Below are 19,986 nucleotides of genomic sequence, written 5' to 3'. Positions count from 1 at the left end.
GGCATAAATTACTTGTAGCGGAGCCAACATGCACAGTAGTTCAACGTCTGGGTCTAGGCTTAGCCTTCACTCATTTTTTAATCGCCTCCCATTCAAAGTCCTCGCTTTCAGTACTGTTCTTCTCCCATTCCACAGTATTAACGCAGGCAAAGCCGTTCATCAATTTGACAGCGTCGTCAATCAGAACAAATTGACCGTTGTGTCTGTGGAAAATCCAACCACAGTGTTTAAAGATGGACAACATTTACATGGCTTTGGTTATGACCTTGTGCGTAACTATGCCGACAGCATGAATGTGAAACTCGAATTTAAAACGGTAAGCGACAATGCGACCGCTTTAAAATGGGTGTCTTCTGGTAAAGCGAACTTTGCCATGACCACGTCGAGTATCCAAAGCATCGAAAAGCAGCAACTCACGGCATTTTCTGCCAGTTGTGGCGATTTAAATACTTTAAAGCGTAATGGTTTAAATAGTGAGCTGAACTGGGTGTTTAAACACGCAGATGATCCTCTTAGCCAAACCGCAAGCAACTTTGTTTGTCGTGGCAAGCAAAACGGCTCAATTACCCAATTGGCTTCATTTTATAATCGTAATGTGGTCAAACAAGAATCGTGGGATGTGATCCAGCGGGATTTGCGTAATCGTTTACCTTTATATAAGGCCAACTTTAAAAAGACTGCCACGCAGTACGATTTAGACTGGCATCTTTTGGCGGCAATTGGTTATCAGGAATCTTACCTCAAACCCAACTCGGTTTCGCCAACAGGTGTGCGCGGTATTATGATGCTGACCAATAATACAGCCAAAGCGATGGGCGTAAGCAACCGTACCGATCCTGCACAAAGTATTCAGGGTGGTGCTAAGTATTATGACCAAATGCTGAGCCGTTATGAGCATATTCCATTTCCTGATCGTAACTGGTATGCCCTAGTCGCTTATAACATGGGTCCTGGTGCAGTCAGTCAAATTCAGAAGCGTATTCGCTCACAAGGCAAAAACCCGAACAATTGGGTTAACCTATATGCGTATTTAGACCGTAACAAAGCGAGCAACGGTCGTTATCGTCAAGCAGTGCAATATGTGACTCGTATTCGCGCCTACCTTGAGCATATTAAGACCACACCGCAATTGGTGAATATCTAAAATTTACCTCGCGTGATTGAGTTGCAGTGTATATCAGCTGCAATTCAAACATGAATAATGCGCTGTTAAAGCTGCAGTGCATAAAAAAGCCTAGTTGATACTTCAGCTAGGCTTTTTTGTACTATAGCGGGAAATTCGCCTGCTACAGCGTAAATCGCTTGAATTAAGCAGATTGCTCAAGAATCTTCTTAAATAAGTCTTTTTGTTCTTGGCTTGGTTTTGCAGTTTGTAATGCCATTAATTGTGACATATCGCCCTGTACTTTGATTTTACCTGTCATAAAGGCTTGCATAGCAGCCGCCATGTCAAACTCTAGGAATACTTTACGTAAAGTTTCCGCATCCATATTTAATGTTGTTTTGGCGTTGTCCGCCAAACCTTTTTGGATTTTACCGCCATCTAAAGACAATTCTGTGTTGCCTGCAGCATCAGTCACCACTAAGTTAATTGCCAGATTTGCAAGTGCTGGAGGTAGGTTTAAATCACCAGCTTGAGCCGTTAGATTTTCTACAGTTGCAAACCAATCATCAGTTAAAAAAGCAGGCATGATTTTTCCTCAATATATTTGTGCATGTGTGTTGTCTATCCAGACACCATCATTATTAAGCTGTTTTGCTTGCTGATTGTTATAGCATGAACCTTTCGTGAAAGGCTAAGAAATTTTGTACGGGACGTTCAGTTTTTGTATTTTTAGTCGAAATGACGACTTTCTCAAATAAATCAAATTCATAAAAAAACACCAAGCTCTGGCTTGGTGTTGATTACATTTTAAAGGGATTGACAGGCTGTTATCGCTTAGTCTGCAGCGTAGCCTAAATTGACCATATTGATGCGTTTGTTTTGCTCTGCTGCGTTTTGTTCGGCCTGATCGGCAAAATCAAATACGCGCTGGCTGTCTAACGCTTCAAAGTCGAATAATTCACGGTCTGCCAACTGCGATGGCGATACATTCTGTAATGCGCCAAAAATACTGTGCAAACGCTTAGGATGTGCTTTATCCCACTCACGTAACATGTCGTTAATAATGGCACGCTGTAAGTTTTCCTGTGAACCACACAAGTTACACGGAATAATTGGGAATTTACGCATTTCTGCATATTTAATGATGTCTTTTTCTTCCACATAAGCCAGTGGACGAATCAGCATATTTTTCTTGTCTGATGACAACAACTTCGGTGGCATGGCTTTTAAGCTACCGCCATGGAACAAGTTTAAGAAAAAAGTCGCCAAAATATCATCACGGTGATGCCCAAGCGCCACTTTGGTTGCCCCTATTTCCTGCGCAAAGCCATACAAAGAACCACGACGCAAACGCGAACACACTGCACAGTAAGTTTTACCTTCAGGCGTTAAACGCTTGGTGATGCTATAGGTGTCTTTTTCTAATATGTAATATGGGATGTTATTTTCTTCTAAATAACGCGGCAATACATCTTCAGGGAAGCCTGGTTGCTTTTGGTCTAGGTTGACTGCCACCACATCAAAATTGATTGGCGCAATACGTTTAAACTGCAACATAATGTCCAGCAAGGTATAACTGTCTTTCCCGCCAGAAATACACACCATGACTTTATCGCCATCTTCAATCATATTGAAGTCACGAATCGCATGCCCGACTTGGCGACGCAGCTTTTTCAACAAACGATAATACGCAGAGCTGGTTGGGAGTTCTGGCTTGAAATTAAATCCTTGATCGGACTCAACGGGTGAGAACATAGACGAGATTAACCCATGAAAAAAATTACCGCGCAATTTTAGCCGATTCAGACCAACATAGCATCAAAAGAATGCAAATTCATCGGAATCAAAATTTTTGTCATCGGGCTGTATTGAACCGCATGTTATTTTGAACCTTCGCGTTCAGTTTTTCGGCAAGATGCTTATCTTTTGGACTTTTCCACAGTTTTCCACAAATCCTGTGGATAACTTTGTGGATTTAAAACAACTTGACAAGGCCTCTTGCCGATATTCTAAGGCTTCTCTTTAAATTGATCATTTTTTGATCATTTTTATTTTAAATAAAAATCAATGGCTTAAGTGTGTCAAGCTAAGCCAATTAAAAAAAAATAAATATTTTTTTTGATTACTCTGTCAGCAATTTCGCTTGATTTTTTTCGCTACTCCTGTAAATGAATTTGTACAAAGTCTTTTCATCTGTGAGATTTTTGTTAAACTCGTAACAACTGTTTGGGGACAGCTTTTAGTGTATTCACAGCATGAACAATAAAATTAATGCCTTTTTACTGTATATTTTGGGGACTGCCAGCATCATGCCTTTGGCAACGACAACGCACGCAGGTCAAATTTATATGTATAAGGACAGCAATGGCAGTACCTTGCTGACCAACCGTAAAAGTGCAGATCGTTCGCTGACAAAAGTAAAAGTCACCTATTATCCAGACAGCAATATTCACAGTTATCGCAACTGGGGCAATTCCGAAGCATCGGTATTGCCAAGTTATAGCCGCAATAAAAATGCCTTTGACCATATTATTCAGCAAGCAGCACAACAACACGGTGTTTCAGAAGGTCTAATTAAAGCAGTGATGCATACCGAATCAGGTTTTAATGTCAACGCCCGCTCGCCTGTCGGTGCACAAGGTCTAATGCAGCTCATGCCTGCGACAGCACGACGTTTTAATGTCAGCAACGCTTATGACCCGCATGAAAACATTATGGCGGGTGCAAAATACTTGGCTTGGTTACTCAAACGCTTTAATGGCAACACCACTTTAGCTTTGGCGGGTTATAACGCGGGCGAAGGCAATGTTGCAAAATACGGCGGTGTACCACCTTTTCGTGAAACTCAGGACTATGTACGTCGTGTGACCAGTCGTTATAGCAACCTGTATGCCAACGGTGTTAGTGCAAGTGCTAATAACAATGCGATTACGGCAAATAACAATAGCAATACTCAGAGTCAAAATGCTCAAGTGATTGCGCAGTCAGAGAGTTACACTGCCAGTAATCATCAAGTGGCGGCAAACAAACGTCCACAACGTCAAATTATTATGGCTGCCGATGGTCGCTTTACCGATGCACCTGCAGGTTCTTACGCGACAGGGAATGCCACGGCTTCGGCACGTATTTTTATTTCAGAATAAAAGCTACAGCACTTCATTTGAGCTTGCGTTGCCGCAAGCTCAAATGAAGTGCCGATTGCAGTATCAGCTCAAAATATTTTTAGTACAGTTTTATTATTTTTCTTGAATTTTTAATACATACACCGCATATTTACGGCATGGTTTATTAATAAATCAGATTACATTTTTAATATAAGAGGATTTACTCAATGATGCGGATTGGTTTGTTCTTGCTAACCAACCTCGCGGTACTGGTTGTAGCTGGCATAATTTTGTCACTCTTCGGTGTCGGTAGTTACCATGGCGCGGGTGGCTTAAACCTAGGCAACCTGTTGGTCATCTGTTTTGTCTTTGGTATGGTTGGCTCTTTAATTTCACTATTCATGTCTAAATGGATGGCGAAAAAAACAACTGGGACTGAATTAATTGACCCGAATGCCCCTCGTAACCAAGCTGAAGCGTGGTTATTAAATGAAGTTGCGCAATTGTCGCAACGTGCTGGTATCAAAATGCCAGAAGTGGGTATTTTCCCTTCTTACCAATCGAATGCTTTTGCAACAGGTTGGAATAAAAACGATGCTTTAGTGGCTGTATCTACAGGGCTGCTTGAGCGTATGAACAAAGATGAATTACGTGCAGTTTTGGCACACGAAATTGGTCACGTTGCCAATGGTGACATGGTGACCTTGGCACTGATTCAAGGTGTGGTCAACGCATTCGTCATGTTCTTTGCCCGTGTTGCAGGTGACTTCATTGACCGTAACGTATTTGGTCGTGAAGATGGCGAAGCACCAGGCTTGGCTTATTTTGCAATTACCATTGTACTGGATATCGTATTTGGTATTTTGGCCTCTTCAATCGTGATGTGGTTCTCGCGTCAACGTGAATACCGTGCCGATGAAGCAGGTGCACGTTTGGCAGGTAAGCAAGCCATGATTTCTGCATTATTACGTTTACAGGCAGAATCTGAAATGCCTGATGCAATGCCAAAAGAAATGAAAGCTTTTGCGATTTCTGCAGGTAAAGAAGAAGGTTTTAGCTTGGCAGCGTTATTCCAAACTCACCCAAGCATTGAACAACGTGTTGCAGCTTTACAGCAATTAAATTTACCTTAATACTGCTAGCAAGATATTGTAACAGCGACACCAAAAAGCTTCCTCAGGGAAGCTTTTTTCATGTCTGTAAATTAGATCTGCCAGATGGTTTTGTACTTTAAACAGGTTCATTTAAACAGCAAAACTTTGTGACCAGTGCCACAACCAACTTGCACCGAGCCATGCTGCCCAAATAAAGAAAATAAGAAAAATCACACCAAGCAAATCAGGCAAATGTAGCCACAGCCATGCCACTACAGGATTACGCCAAAATGCTGACTGCTGCTGTTTACGTTCCAATCGCTCATGTAAAAAAGGATGTACCACATGATGCTCACTGTGAATCTGATATTCTTCACGGATATGCGTATGCACTACATCTAAAGCTTTACGGCTTGGACGAATAAATACATCAAATACTGTGCCGACAATTGGCACAAAACCAACTACTGCATCCATCACAGCAAGTTTAATCACGGGAGTGAGTTTGGTTTGTGGTACACCAATTTGTTTGGCTTTATAAATCGCATAACAGGTCAGTGCAAAACCTGCGACATCCCCCGCGACAGGTACAGTGCCTAATGCGGCATCTGCTCCCACGCCCTGCTTGGTAAATGGAATACGCACCACAGAATCCATCATATTGGCAAACTTGGCTAAATCGCGCTCTAAGCGAATCACCTCTTGCTGGCTAAGTTTTTTTGAAGATGCAGGTTCTGGCATAGAAAACGTATCGTTGGGTAAATGCAATCTACTTGAGAATAAAGCAGTTTTTTACTCAGGTCTGTTATGATTTTATAAACAGAATTTTGATCAATGCAAAAAGTTTAAGATGAGGTCTTGAATAAGTCATCATCACCGACAGTGTTTAAAGTAACAACTGTGAAGCAATAAATAAGTACACCACCACGCCCGTTGCATCACAAATCGAGGTTACCAAAGGCGCAGAGGCACTGGCAGGGTCTAGTTTCAGGCGATGCAAAATAAAAGGCAAACTCATGCCAATTAAACAGCCCATCAGCACAATGCCCAGCATACTCAGTGCCAATACCACAGACACCATCATATCGCCACGGTAATAGCCTAAAATTGAAACCGCAAAAGCCATAGTTCCACCCAAACATAGCGCCACCAAACTTTCACGTCCGAGTAAATGCAGCCAATCTTTAAATTGCACATCACCTGTAGCCAGTGCCCGTACCATTAAAGTCGCAGACTGAGAACCCGCATTACCACCACTACCGACCAAAAGCGGCAAGAAAAAAACCAGTACAATATGTGCTGCAATAATGTCTTCATAATGCGCAATGCCAATTCCAGACAATAAACTGCCAAATACCAAAATCACCAACCAAAACACACGTTTGCGATATAAAAATAAAATTGGCGCAGTTTTTATACTCATGCCAGGTGAAGACGCTACCGCACTGGATTTTAAAAAGTCTTCTGTAGTTTCTGCCTGTACCACGTCCATCGCATCATCATAGGTGACAATCCCCAGTAAATGCTGTGCATCATCTACAATCGGTAAGGCCAAAAAATCATAATGGCTGAGTTTTTGCGCGATACTTTCCTGATCTTCAGTCACCAAACCTGTGACCAAATCGGTGCACATCACATTTTTAATTTTTTGTTCAGGCGGGTTTTGAATAATTTCCCTTAAAGAAATAACCCCCAATAGTTTCATTAGTTCATCGACAATATAAATCAGGTACAAAGTTTCCCGGTCTGTGGTCATTCTGCGCAATTCATCTATAGCTTGCTGCATGTTCAGTTCTGGCGAGAGCACCACGAAATCCGAACTCATAATCGCGCCCGCAGATTCTTCAGGATAGCGCGCTAAAGTCTGAATCTGTGCGCGTTTTTCTTCCGTAATGTGTAAGCTGACAAAACGCTGTAAATGCGGAGAAAGTAACTTAAATAAGTCGGTGCGGTCATCTGAATGCATGGCTGAAATCAGTTTGACCAATTGCTGCGGTGCCATCGCCTCTGCAATTTGATGTTGCGAATGCAGTGGTAAAAACTCCATCACCAAGGCAGCACTGTCAATTTGTTCAATTAAACTCAGCTGTGCTTTCAGGCTTAAATACTGCATCAAGTCGGCTAAATCGGCAGGATTGATACTGTCGATCAGGCTGTGTACTGTGCTTGGCTGATGCAATTGTAAGGCTTGTTCTAACTGTTCAGCGTGCAGATTGGTCATTGCTCTCACCCACTCCATCATTCCAAAAACGTAAAATGAAGAATGGGCGCAGTGTCTCGGCCCAAACCAACCCTTAAAAAACCGAAAATCTGTAGATTTATGCAAGATTTTTAGCGTTTCATATCATAGCCTATAATTTTGCTAAGTGCCTAATAAAAAACATCTTTAGTTTATGGGTGATGAACGATTCACTTGAAATATAGAACGAACCAGCACATACATAAACGGAATAAAAACAAGCACTAAAATTGTGCCAAAAATAACTCCACCTAAAACACTCACCCCAATTTCCTGACGGCTTGCTGCACCTGCACCAAAGGCAAATACTAGCGGCAAAATACCTGCACCAAATGCCAATGAGGTCATTAAAATAGGTCTGAGCCGTAAGCTTGCACCTTCTAAAGCGGCTTGAATCACCTGTTTGCCTTGTTGCTGCGCAGCCGAAGCAAACTCCACAATTAAAATGGCATTTTTACATGACAAACCAATGGTGGTAAGCAAGGCAATTTGGAAATAAATGTCGTTCGGGAAACCTGCCAAATAACTAAAAATAATATTTCCACCAATCCCTAAAGGAATGGCGCTCATCACGGCTGTTGGAATACTCCAACTTTCATACAAGGCCGCAAGGCACAAGAAAATAAACCCGATGGAAACCAAATACAGTAACAAAGCCTGATTGCTAGACTGATTTTCTTCAAAAGACAACCCACTCCATGCCAAGTCAATGCCCTGCTGCTGTGCCACCATCTGTTCTAAATCACGCATCGCCTGCCCTGAGCTATATCCTTCGGCAGTATCGGCTTCCATTTGCAATGCGCTATAGCCCATAAAACGATTAACAACTTCTGGCCCACCGCTCCAACTGAGTTGAGCAAACTGGCTAAAAGGCACCATTTGATTTTGCTGACTGCGTACCGACCATTGATTCAAATCTTCAGGTTTGCTACGAAACTCGGCATCACCCTGCATAATCACACGTTTAATTCGCCCCCGGTCAATAAAGTCGTTGATATAACTACCGCCCCAAGCTGCCGCTAAGGTACTGTTAATAGCCGTTTGATTTAAACCTGCTGCCATCGCCTGTTTCTGATCAATCGTGACGTTTAACTCCGCTTTTTCAGGATTGGCACGTTGATCTAAATTTTTAAAGCTTTGATATTGAGCGGCTTGCTGCTGTAAATTTTGAAATTGCTGAATTAAAAAATCGCGTCCTGTACCATTCACATCGCGCATCCAGAACTCTAAGCCATCGGTTTGCCCCAAACCACGAACTGCTGCGGGCATGCCAATGGTAATTTGTGCATTGGGATGCTGTCGAAAATGCTGCATGGCACGTTCACGAATGGCTTGTGCAGTATGTTGCTGCCCTTGACGCTCATCCCAATGTTTTAGCGCAATAAAACCCTGACCTAAATTCTGCCCTGTTCCTGAAAAATTACGTCCATAACGAATCATCACCAAATCGACATTATGGGCTTCATGCTGCATAAAGTATTCGCGTATGCTTTCGCCCACTTCACGACTTTTAGACAACGGCGCACCTTCCTGTAATTTAAATTGCACCGACAACATGCCCTGATCTTCATTCGGGATAAAACTGGTAGGTAAGGCACGGTAAAACAAGGCAAACACCGTCAGTAAACCTGCAAAAATAACCAGACACACCGCTTTATGCTGAATCGTCCAGCCTGATAATTTGAGATAGTGTTGTTTTAAGCGTTCCAGTTTTTGATTAAACCAGATGGCCCATTGGGCTGGTTGTGGATTGGGTTTTAAAATCAAGGCACACAAGGCAGGCGTTAAAATTAAGGCCACACCTAAAGACAGCACCATCGCAGTGACTAAGGTGATGGAAAACTGGCGATAAATCACCCCAGTCGAACCACCAAAAAATGCCATAGGAATAAATACTGCGGTCAAAACTAAGGTAATGCCGACCAAAGCACCGCTAATTTCCTGCATAGATGCGATAGATGCCTGTTTAGCCGAGAGCTGCTGTTCGTGCATTAAACGCTCGACGTTTTCGACCACGACAATCGCATCATCCACCAACAAACCAATCGCTAAAACCAAAGCGAATAAGGTCAGCGTGTTAATACTTAGGCCAAAGAGTTGCAACACGGCCATAGTGCCTAAAATCACCACAGGCACGGTTACGGTAGGAATGAGCGTCGCGCGCCAGTTTTGTAAAAACAAGAACATCACGATGACAACTAAAATCACCGCTTCAATTAAAGTTTTCACCACTTCATTAATTGATTCCTGCACGAAAGGCGTGTTATCTCGTGGATAGACAATTTGGTAACCTTCGGGCAATTGTTGTTTTAAATGCTCAATTTGTTTTTGAATTAAGGCTGAAGTTTGTAACGCATTGGCACCAGACGATAAGGAAATACCCATCCCTGCCGATGGAAAACCATTAATGGTATTAAAGCTTTGATAATTTTCTGCACCAAGTTCAATACGTGCCACATCTTTTAAATAAACAAAGCCACCTGCCTGATCTGCTTTTAAAATAATATTTTCAAATTCTTCTACCGTTTTTAAGCGTGAACCTGAGGTGACTTTGGCATTGAGATATTGTTCTTGTGCTATGGGTAATTCACCAATTGCGCCTGCTGCGACTTGGGTATTTTGTGCCAATACTGCAGCACGTACATCACTTGGCATGAGTGCGTATTGTTTTAACTTTATCGGATTCAGCCAAATCCGCATTGCATATTGCGCACCAAAAACATCGACCTCACCCACACCTTCAATGCGTGCCAACTCTTGCTCTAAATGACTCATCATATAGTCAGACAAGGCAATATTGCTGCTTTTGGCTGTGGCATCGTACAGCCCAATGACCATGTGGGTATCACCCAATGATTTAAAGACATTTACCCCCTGACGCTGCACATCTTCAGGTAAGCGGTTAATTGCGCCATTAATCGCATTTTGTACCTGGACTTGTGCGGTATCGGGGTTGGTACCATTTTCAAAGCTAATGCTGATGCGACTTCGTCCTGAAGAATCACTGCTAGAACTGAAATACAATAAGTGATCTAAGCCTTTAATTTGCTGTTCCAAAACCTGTGTGACGCTTTCTTCAACAGTTTCTGCCGAAGCTCCTGTATACGTTGCGCTGACGGTGATACGAGGTGGTGCAATGTCTGGGTAGCGTTCTACAGGTAAATTTAATACTGAAAAAATCCCGAGTGCCATCACCACAATGGCGAGCACACCTGCAAAAATAGGACGTTCAATAAAAAATTTAGACAACATAAAACTGGATCACTTATAGATGGCAATGTTGATATTTAAATATGAAATGAATCAAGTGGATGAAGATCATCAAAAAAACTTGAAACCGTTTTTCAAATTAACACAGCAAAATAGAACTTCGATGACTGCATATCAAAAAATCTAGTTTTGTCACAAAAATATTGATTGGTCTTCATTTTTTCTCACAGATTTTGTATTTGACCTCCCAATTTTGGGATAGCTCCTAGATTCATCTTATTTCTATACTTCTGACATAACAATTTGGATGACAAGGAATTCATGATGAAAAAAACCTTATTATGCTTAACTTTAGCAGGCTTACTCAGTGCATGTGGTGGTTCAGACAATGATTCTGGTAGTTCTGCTCCCCCACCATCAAACACCACAAAAACTGGCGTACTGACCGATGGGCCTGTAACTGGGGTTAAATATCTCAGAGCTTCGAGTTCAGGTGAAAGTATTGAAGGTATCACCAATGATAAAGGTGAGTTTGAATATGCTGAGGGTGATACTGTTCGCTTCTTTATTGGTGATGTGCAACTTGGTGAAGCCATTGAAGCTAAAGCACGTATTACCCCACTAGATTTGGCTGAAAGTGAAAATGCCCGTACCAACTTAATGGTATTTTTACAATCTTTAGATAGCGATGGCGACCATAGCAATGGAATTGAAATTACTGCAGACACTCAAACAGCCTTAACCGCTGTGAATATGAATTTCGAGCAAACACCCGCAGAGTTTTCAACTACGTTTGTCAATGAAGTGATCCCTAAAACCGATATCCCACTAGATCGAATCGTGACACCTGAAAAAGCTGCAGAAAACTTCCAAGCCACTTTCTATAAAGATATTGCAGGCACTTGGGAAATTGGGCGTACTGAAAGCACTGCTGTTATATTACATATTTTACCAGACGGACGTTATGCGCTAGGTGAAGCAGATGTAGCTGATGAAACAGGGAAGTCTGGTATCGAAACAGGACGACTAAATTGGAATGCTTTAACTTCAGCGCTGAGCCCTGTGATCTCAGTAGATACTAATGGAGACTACGGGCTTTCACATCCAGACAATGATGGTCATTACCGCCTAAGTTATAACGGTACAGATTTAGTGCTGACCGATGTAGGAAGTAATAGCACCTATATTTTAACTAAAGTCAAACAATCATCAGGATTAGTCGGCACTTGGCAATTTAATCAAACTCATTTATTTGCTTTCTTTGACACAGGATTCTATTTCTTGTTAGACACTGAAGGCGATGATGATTGCGCTAACCCAGGTATTGAATATGGCAAATATTCAATGACAGCCAATACACTTGCCGCAACAGAAGTGTTATATGACACCAACGATTGCGGTGGCTTACAAGACTCTTCGGATGGCAGTAAAGTGAATGCAACTTATAGTATTTCAGGTACAAGCTTGACCTTACATCCTCAAGGTGAAGACCCTGTCACTCTACAACGTAGCAATTAAACACGATAAAGCTGCCTAATCAAATTTAGGCAGCTTTAACCGATATGCTCAAAATGAATGGTACAGCCCATTAATAAATGCATGAGTTCAATTTGCGAGTTGCATTGGGTTTTTTCATAAATATTTTTAAAATAAGTGCGCACGGAACTGAGCGTAACTCCACAATGTTCTGCTATTTCTTCCAATTTATAGCCATTGACCAACAACTCACACAACTCAAATTCACGTTTAGATAACTGATAAGATTGCTGTAAATACGCTTTAGATAAAGTGTAATGCTGGTTTTTATCGGTCATTAGTACTGCAACATGGTGTTGTCCTACGTCCTGCTGTTGTACATTTTTTAAGTGTGAAAATGGTACTACGGTCAGCATCAATTGCCGCCCTTTTTGATCCGACAATGCCAAAACACCACCCACATCGGTATTGGTTACAGACCTTCCCAACAAAGCCGAGCTTAATAACTGATCTAAACGGCTTTGATCACCAATATTGGTCTTTAAACGGTTATGCAAGTCCAAATCTAGACAAGAACCTTGCTCCATCATGCGCTGTGCCAAAGGATTGCAATAATTTAATCTGAGGTTGTGATCAAGCAAAATAATGCCCGTTTTTAAATGATCCAATAAATGATATAAGCCGAGATTATCTTGTTGCACTAAACTGATTTGACGGTGAATCTGCAATGCACGGCGCAAATGCACCCCTAAATATTTTAAAAAATCTAATTCTTTTTGTTGATACGGCGCTGCATCAGGTGCTCGGTGTAAACCTAATACCGCCCAGCGGTGTGAACCCTGATCGAGCAAAACAGCCGAGATATAACTAATTCCCGTCGGATTCAAACAGCGTTCATAAAAGATATATTCATCACTTTCAGGGTTTTCCCCATAATGCGATAAATCCGAGCTCGCTACTTGCCCCACACCCGAATTTTCCCACAATACTCGGTGTAACTGCATGTCAATCACGCGAATCCGCTCATCACGATAGGCATGCAAAGCTTCATCTGGAATATTGTGACTAAATAAAAAATCGTAACTTGGGCTAAATTGATCTAAGGCAGTAAAAATGGCGGTTTTACTGTCTGTATATTGAACAATTTTTTCAATTACTTGCGGCCATAAATTCACATCTACAGCGGCATCATAAATACTGCCTATAATTTCGTGTTCTCGGTTATCCATTTTTATCCCCTTTATGCCTACTCCAGCCTGCATTACACTTATTTAATCATTTGTTTTTCTTATTATTCCAAGTAGCATAGTGGGTTTTATTCACAAAAAAAAGCAGTTTAAATACATATCACGCATTTAATAAATAAATGGAAAATGGCTAGGCAGTTTTGCTTTTTCATGCGTGCAAACTCTGAATTATAAAAACCACGTCATAAAAAAACCCCGTATCTGACGATACGAGGTTTTTGAAGTTTGGGTACGCTGATAATTACATCATGCCGCCCATACCACCCATTCCGCCCATGTCAGGCATTGCTGGTTTTTCTTCTGGGATTTCAGTGATCATACATTCAGTCGTCAACATTAAGCCCGCAACAGATGCAGCATGCTCAAGCGCAGAACGTGTTACTTTTGCAGGGTCAAGAATACCCATTTCAAGCATATCGCCATATTCAGAAGTTGCAGCGTTATAACCGTAGTTACCTTCACCGCTCTTCACTGCATTGATCACTACAGATGGCTCATCGCCTGCGTTTGCCACAATTTGACGAAGAGGCGCTTCAATTGCACGACGTAAAATGTTAATTCCGACATTTTGATCGTCATTTGCACCAGTTACACCGTCAAGTGCTTTCGCTGCGCGTACTAACGCAACACCACCACCTGCAACAACACCTTCTTCAACCGCAGCACGAGTTGCGTGAAGTGCGTCATCTACACGGTCTTTTTTCTCTTTCATTTCAACTTCAGTTGCCGCACCAATTTTGATCACTGCAACACCGCCCGCTAATTTAGCAACACGTTCCTGAAGTTTTTCTTTGTCGTATTCTGAAGTTGATTCTTCAATTTGCGCACGGATTTGTTGTACGCGCTCAGCAATTTGACCTGCATTGCCTGCACCATCCACAATCACGGTGTTTTCTTTAGATACTGTGACTTTGTGTGCAGTTCCCAAATGCTCTAGTGAAGTTTGCTCCAAAGACATACCAATTTCTTCAGAAATCACAGTTGCACCTGTCAAGATTGCGATATCTTGAAGCATTGCTTTACGACGATCACCAAAACCAGGCGCTTTCACCGCACATACTTTAATAATGCCGCGCATGTTGTTTACAACAAGTGTTGCCAACGCTTCGCCTTCTACATCTTCAGCGATAATCAATAATGGCTTACCTGTTTTCGCAACCGCTTCTAGCACTGTGATTAATTCACGAATGTTGCCCACTTTTTTGTCTACCAACAAAATGAATGGGTTTTCAAGTTCAGCAGTTAAAGTATCTTGTTTGTTGGCAAAGTATGGTGAGATATAACCACGATCAAACTGCATACCTTCTACAACGTCTAGTGAGTCTTCAAAGCCTGAACCTTCTTCAACGGTAATCACGCCTTCTTTGCCCACACGCTCCATTGCTTCTGCAATTAACTTACCTACAGTCGTATCAGAGTTTGCAGAAATCGAACCGACTTGTTCAATTGCTTTAGTATCTGATGCAGGTTTAGCCGTCGCTTTAATGTTTTCAACCACTGCTTTTACAGCAATGTCGATACCACGTTTCAAATCCATTGGGTTCATGCCCGCAGTTACAGATTTGATGCCTTCATTCAAAATCGCTTGTGCAAGTACAGTTGCAGTTGTTGTACCGTCACCTGCGATGTCGTTGGTTTTACTCGACACTTCACGAACCAACTGTGCACCCATGTTTTCAAATTTATCTTTTAGGGTGATTTCTTTAGCAACAGATACACCATCTTTAGTGATGTGCGGTGCACCGAAAGAACGGTCAATCACTACGTTACGGCCTTTAGGACCTAACGTTACTTTCACTGCATCTGCAAGGATGTTTACGCCTGCAATCATTTTTGTGCGGGCTGAATCACCAAATTTTACGTCTTTTGCTGACATGTTTGACTCCAAATATTTTTAAATAATGTTCAAATTGACTTTGAATAATGAGCGCTGAAATTAGCCTTCAAGTACCGCTAAAATGTCAGACTCTTTCATAATAAGAAGTTCTTCACCGTCTACTTTAACTGTGGTGCCTGCATACGTACCAAACAAGACTTTGTCGCCCACTTTAACGTCTAAAGCGCGCACGCCATTGTCTGTGATTTGACCATTACCTACTGCAATCACTTCACCTTGAGCTGGTTTTTCTGCAGCAGAACCTGGAAGCAAAATACCGCCAGCTGTTTTTGTTTCTTCTTCAACACGACGAATAACTACGCGGTCATGTAATGGACGAATGTTGCTCATAAATAACTCCATCAGACTAAGTCTATGTATAGATTCCTGATGACGACTTATTTATTCCATGTGTCATCATCAAAATAAATTTTAGATGACACAGTTGTGGGGATGGAAAAATTCGCTTCAAGGGGAAACGCTAAAAATATTTCAGTTTTTGTTGTTTTTTTAGACAAGTTGAGTGGATCAACCTTTTATTCTGTGTTTTGCAGCCACAACACGAATTGTTTTTGTTCTACATCATAGATGTAATGCTGCACATCACCATTATTGCAGACTATATTTAAGCTATTCGGCATACCTTGATGCAAACGCTGTGAAATTGCAGTTCCTGCATGAATATCGAGTACAGGATGTGCTGCACCAAGTGCATAGATTTGATTGAGGTCATATACAGCAGGCTGGTGTAAATGACCATGTAGCAAGGCATGCAAGCCGTTTTTACTCCATTGCTCCAACGCAATACGTCCCAACACAGGACAATCTTTAATACCGTGCACATTATCGGGCGGTGTATAGAACGGCTGATGCGCCACCAAAATTTTTAACTTATTGCTGGGCGCAATTTGCAATAAGGCGTCGATCTCCTGAATTTGATTCAAAGAAATATGCCCACGAGTATGAAAACGTCGCCGAATACTGTTCACCCCTATCACATAAAAATGGGCGGTTTCCAAAATTGTTTCCATACGCCCAAAAAACAACTGATACCGCGCAAACGGACTAAAAAAACGATTCCAAAGATGATATAGCGGAATATCGTGATTTCCTGGCACAACCAAATACGGTAAATTCAAACTGTCTAAAAAATGCTTACAAGCATAAAACTGTGCATAGCGTGCACGTTGGGTTAAATCACCACTGACCACAACCGCTTCCGGTCGCATACTTGCACACAGTTGTTGTACTGCCTGCATACAAGCCACATTTTCAGTGCCAAAGTGCAAATCAGACAGATGCAGCAGCATGCGGCACCTTAATCTTCAATGCATTTTTCAATACAGAAATACGCAGTGGTGGGCGCATTTTGACAATTTCTCCATCAAGCGCCACGGTCAGTTGTTGGCGTTTACTATGAATGACCACCTGCTCTGCTGCAAAACTGTACATATCATTGGCTTGCTCAGCCTTCCCCTGAATTAATTGCCACAGAATTTTAAATAAAGTCAATTTATCGGACTTTGCCACTGCAACACCTGCGACTTTGCCTGCTGCAGCAGCTTTGGCAATACGTAAATTCATTTCAGACAGTTGTAATTGATTATTCCCAAAGAAAATGAGCGGCGTTTTCAGCGGATAGCGCTTTGTATCGACCTCTATTTCTAATTTTAATTCTTTACGGTCACGCAGCAGTACATCTAAAGCCGAGGTATAGGCATGTAAAGGAAAGCGTCCTAAATAACGGTTATAACGCTCACGTTTTTGAATAAATAAAGGGTATAAACCCAAACTGGCATTATTTAAATAGATGTGTTGATTGATTTGTGCCACATGCACAGCACGCGTACTGCCAGTTGCGATGACATGCGCTGCTTCAATTAAATCTAGCGGAATATTCAGTAAGCGCGCTACATAATTAAACGTGCCCAAAGGCAAAATACCCATGGGGATAGATGTCCCTTTTAACTTTGCAGCAACCGCATTTAAAGTACCATCTCCACCCGCTGCAACCACAACACCGCTTAACTGCGCTGCTTGATGCCGTGCTAACACCTGTTGCATTAACGCATCAAAGCCCGTACTCGCCCCAATATCAAAAGATTGAATTTCGAAGCCATGCTGCGATAAAACGTGCAACAACTCTTCATAAATATCGTCTTTATGATTAGCATGAAATCCAGATTTTTGATTATAAACAATCGATAAGGGCTGTAGCTGCATAAACCTCTGTGCCATTTTTTAAAGCTTTTGTTCTAATTTCAGTCAATTGATACGGAATGAAAAGCAGCTTTATGTAAAATTCAAATGATGACCATTCATTAAATCAATGACAAACCGATCAAAAAATCCCAACTCAACACATTGAATTATATAAAAATAATTTAAATAAATAATGTCCATCAAATATTTAAATAATAAAAAATGCAGCAACCAAAAAATGTAAGCATATGTTTAATATACAGTATTATTAATTTATCCAAACTTTTTTATCAGAAAGCCAAATCATGCCTAAGTCTTATTTTTTTTATGATTTTGTGCTTTAATACAGCCACTTTTTTTTCATATTTCATCTGAACCATGTACCCCATCGTTCAGATTGTACTTTGTACACGACTTGTACACATTTAAGATAGGCCTCACCATGACCCAAGTGAACGCACCAGAATTCGTTCGTCACCCTAAGCTTATTGCATGGGTTGAAGAAATTGCAAAGTTAACGAAACCAGCAAAAATTGAATGGTGTGACGGTAGCGCAGAAGAATATCAACGTCTAATCGACTTGATGATCGCTAACGGCACCATGCAAGCATTAAACCAAGAAAAACACCCTGGTTCGTACCTTGCAAATTCAGATCCTTCTGACGTTGCTCGTGTTGAAGACCGTACTTACATCTGCTCTGAAAACAAAGAAGATGCTGGTGCGACGAACAACTGGGAAGCGCCAGCTGAAATGCGCGCTAAATTAAACGGTTTATTCGACGGTTCAATGGCTGGTCGTACCATGTATGTGGTTCCATTCTCTATGGGCCCATTAGGTAGCCACATTGCGCACATCGGTATTGAATTAACTGACTCTCCTTATGTTGCTGTCAGCATGTCTAAAATGGCTCGTATGGGTAAAGCTGTTTATGACGTATTGGGCACAGATGGCGAATTTGTTCCTTGCGTACACACTGTGGGCGCACCATTGGCTGAAGGCGAAAAAGACGTTGCTTGGCCATGTAACAAAGAAAAATACATCGTACATTATCCAGAAACTCGTGAAATCTGGTCGTATGGTTCTGGTTACGGCGGTAACGCATTATTGGGTAAAAAATGCTTAGCGCTTCGTATTGCTTCTGCAATGGGCCGTGAACAAGGCTGGTTAGCAGAACACATGCTTATTTTAGGCGTGACCAATCCACAAGGCGAAAAACACTACATCGCTGCAGCATTCCCTTCTGCATGTGGTAAAACCAACTTTGCGATGTTAATTCCACCTGCAGGTTACGAAGGCTGGAAAATTGAAACTGTAGGTGACGATATTGCTTGGATCAAACCAGGTGAAGATGGTCGCTTATATGCAATTAACCCAGAAGCTGGTTTCTTCGGTGTTGCTCCTGGTACAAACACCAAGACTAACCCGAACTGTATGGCAACTCTGCACAAAGACGTGATTTATACCAACGTTGCTGTGACTGACAACGGCGAAGTATGGTGGGAAGGTCTATCTAAAGAAGTTCCTACAAACCTAACCAACTGGAAAGGTCAACCACACACTGGCGCAGAAAAAGCAGCTCATCCAAATGCGCGCTTCACTGTTGCAGCAGGTCAATGCCCTTCTATCGATGCTGACTGGGAAAATCCAGCAGGTGTTCCAATTTCAGCGTTCATCTTCGGTGGTCGTCGTGCAGACACAGTGCCTCTAATTTCAGAAGCATTTGACTGGGTAGATGGCGTATATAAAGCAGCAACGATGGGTTCTGAAACTACTGCAGCAGCCGTTGGTCAACAAGGTATTGTACGCCGCGACCCATTTGCAATGCTTCCATTTGCTGGTTACAACATGGCAGACTACTTCTCTCACTGGTTAGAAATGGGTGAGAAAGTTGGCGAAAAAGCAAAAGCTGCAGGCAACAAATTACCAGGTATTTACAACGTAAACTGGTTCCGTCGTGATGCAGAAGGCAACTTCGTATGGCCTGGTTTTGGTCAAAACATGCGTGTTCTTGAGTGGATCATTGATCGTTGCGAAGGTCGTGCAGATGCAGTTGAAACACCAATTGGTCGCGTTCCGACTTATGAACAATTGAACTGGACTGGTTTAGATTTCACTAAAGAACAATTTGAAACTGTTACAGCGCAAGACAAAGAACAGTGGATCAAAGAGTTAGAAAGCCACACTGAGTTATTCAACAAACTTGGTGAGCGCCTACCTGCTGCATTGAAAGCACGTCAAGCTGCTTTACTTGAAGCGGTTAAATCTGCGTAATTCAACGCTGATTGCTAAGAAAAGGTCACTTCGGTGACCTTTTTTATTGCCCTAATATTTTAGTTGCTAAAAACATCAACATTCCAGCTTCAACATCCCCCGCTGATGTGTAAATACTAAATAATACGAAGATTCAAGGTAAAAACATGACATCATCAAAA

The 19,986-nt window shown here is 41.8% G+C and carries 15 protein-coding genes; 5 read left to right on the top strand and 10 right to left on the bottom strand.

Translation table 11 applies throughout. From position 1 onward, the window contains the following. Positions 1–28 precede the first annotated feature (28 nt). On the top strand, positions 29–1,144 hold the full coding sequence (locus FTU35_RS01055; RefSeq protein WP_004972108.1) for a transglycosylase SLT domain-containing protein: 1,116 nt from the start codon (positions 29–31) through the stop codon (positions 1,142–1,144). 163 nt (positions 1,145–1,307) lie between these two features. On the opposite strand, the gene FTU35_RS01050 is transcribed toward FTU35_RS01055, so the two are convergent. Both FTU35_RS01050 and ttcA read right to left on the bottom strand, forming a co-directional pair. Beyond that, positions 1,308–1,691, bottom strand: a complete 384-nt coding sequence (locus tag FTU35_RS01050; protein WP_004972111.1) for an SCP2 sterol-binding domain-containing protein — start codon at positions 1,689–1,691, stop codon at positions 1,308–1,310. A gap of 248 nt (positions 1,692–1,939) precedes the next feature. Beyond that, on the bottom strand, positions 1,940–2,860 hold the full coding sequence (gene ttcA, locus FTU35_RS01045) for a tRNA 2-thiocytidine(32) synthetase TtcA (RefSeq protein ID WP_104853169.1): 921 nt from the start codon (positions 2,858–2,860) through the stop codon (positions 1,940–1,942). 500 nt (positions 2,861–3,360) lie between these two features. Here ttcA and FTU35_RS01040 point away from each other — a divergent pair, with 500 nt between their 5' ends. Further along, complete coding sequence (locus FTU35_RS01040) at positions 3,361–4,248, top strand: lytic transglycosylase domain-containing protein (protein ID WP_218947091.1); 888 nt, start codon at positions 3,361–3,363, stop codon at positions 4,246–4,248. A 188-nt stretch (positions 4,249–4,436) separates the two neighbouring features. Beyond that, the gene (htpX, locus tag FTU35_RS01035; RefSeq protein ID WP_004972117.1) at positions 4,437–5,342 is read left to right on the top strand and encodes a protease HtpX; all 906 of its coding nucleotides are present in this window, start codon (positions 4,437–4,439) and stop codon (positions 5,340–5,342) included. Between the two features lie 111 nt (positions 5,343–5,453). On the opposite strand, the gene FTU35_RS01030 is transcribed toward htpX, so the two are convergent. The 3 genes from FTU35_RS01030 to FTU35_RS01020 form a co-directional block, all read right to left on the bottom strand. Next, positions 5,454–6,044 carry a DUF4112 domain-containing protein gene (locus FTU35_RS01030; RefSeq protein ID WP_004972119.1) on the bottom strand — a complete coding sequence of 197 codons (591 nt, stop codon included), beginning with the start codon at positions 6,042–6,044 and terminating at the stop codon, positions 5,454–5,456. A 145-nt stretch (positions 6,045–6,189) separates the two neighbouring features. After that, positions 6,190–7,524 carry a magnesium transporter gene (mgtE, locus tag FTU35_RS01025; RefSeq protein ID WP_179993578.1) on the bottom strand — a complete coding sequence of 445 codons (1,335 nt, stop codon included), beginning with the start codon at positions 7,522–7,524 and terminating at the stop codon, positions 6,190–6,192. Between the two features lie 165 nt (positions 7,525–7,689). Next, positions 7,690–10,794, bottom strand: a complete 3,105-nt coding sequence (locus FTU35_RS01020) for a multidrug efflux RND transporter permease subunit (protein ID WP_180064428.1) — start codon at positions 10,792–10,794, stop codon at positions 7,690–7,692. 282 nt (positions 10,795–11,076) lie between these two features. On the opposite strand from FTU35_RS01020, the gene FTU35_RS01015 reads away from it, so the two are divergent. Continuing rightward, the gene (locus FTU35_RS01015) at positions 11,077–12,270 is read left to right on the top strand and encodes a hypothetical protein (RefSeq protein ID WP_179991138.1); all 1,194 of its coding nucleotides are present in this window, start codon (positions 11,077–11,079) and stop codon (positions 12,268–12,270) included. A 35-nt stretch (positions 12,271–12,305) separates the two neighbouring features. Here the strand turns inward: FTU35_RS01015 and FTU35_RS01010 are convergent, their stop codons facing one another. From FTU35_RS01010 to FTU35_RS00990, 5 genes are all read right to left on the bottom strand, one after another. Further along, on the bottom strand, positions 12,306–13,457 hold the full coding sequence (locus FTU35_RS01010; protein ID WP_179991139.1) for a LuxR C-terminal-related transcriptional regulator: 1,152 nt from the start codon (positions 13,455–13,457) through the stop codon (positions 12,306–12,308). Positions 13,458–13,716: 259 nt separating this feature from the next. Then, entirely contained in the window at positions 13,717–15,351 is a 1,635-nt protein-coding gene (groL, locus tag FTU35_RS01005) for a chaperonin GroEL (protein ID WP_168418833.1), read from the bottom strand. Between the two features lie 60 nt (positions 15,352–15,411). Next, positions 15,412–15,702, bottom strand: coding sequence for a co-chaperone GroES (gene groES, locus FTU35_RS01000; RefSeq protein WP_004972131.1), 291 nt, complete (start codon positions 15,700–15,702; stop codon positions 15,412–15,414). 185 nt (positions 15,703–15,887) lie between these two features. After that, on the bottom strand, positions 15,888–16,661 hold the full coding sequence (locus FTU35_RS00995; protein WP_179991140.1) for a metallophosphoesterase: 774 nt from the start codon (positions 16,659–16,661) through the stop codon (positions 15,888–15,890). Next, positions 16,642–17,574, bottom strand: a complete 933-nt coding sequence (locus FTU35_RS00990; protein ID WP_257224272.1) for a diacylglycerol kinase family protein — start codon at positions 17,572–17,574, stop codon at positions 16,642–16,644. The genes FTU35_RS00995 and FTU35_RS00990 overlap by 20 nt, the downstream gene beginning before the upstream one ends. 421 nt (positions 17,575–17,995) lie before the next feature. On the opposite strand from FTU35_RS00990, the gene FTU35_RS00985 reads away from it, so the two are divergent. After that, positions 17,996–19,825 carry a phosphoenolpyruvate carboxykinase (GTP) gene (locus tag FTU35_RS00985; RefSeq protein WP_179991142.1) on the top strand — a complete coding sequence of 610 codons (1,830 nt, stop codon included), beginning with the start codon at positions 17,996–17,998 and terminating at the stop codon, positions 19,823–19,825. The last annotated feature ends 161 nt before the right edge of the window (positions 19,826–19,986 follow it).

The sequence above is a fragment of the Acinetobacter sp. YH12095 genome, assembly GCF_013419245.1.
Classification (GTDB): domain Bacteria; phylum Pseudomonadota; class Gammaproteobacteria; order Pseudomonadales; family Moraxellaceae; genus Acinetobacter; species Acinetobacter towneri.
Note: the sequence above shows the minus strand (reverse complement) of the source record. Positions and strands in the feature narration are given on the sequence as shown.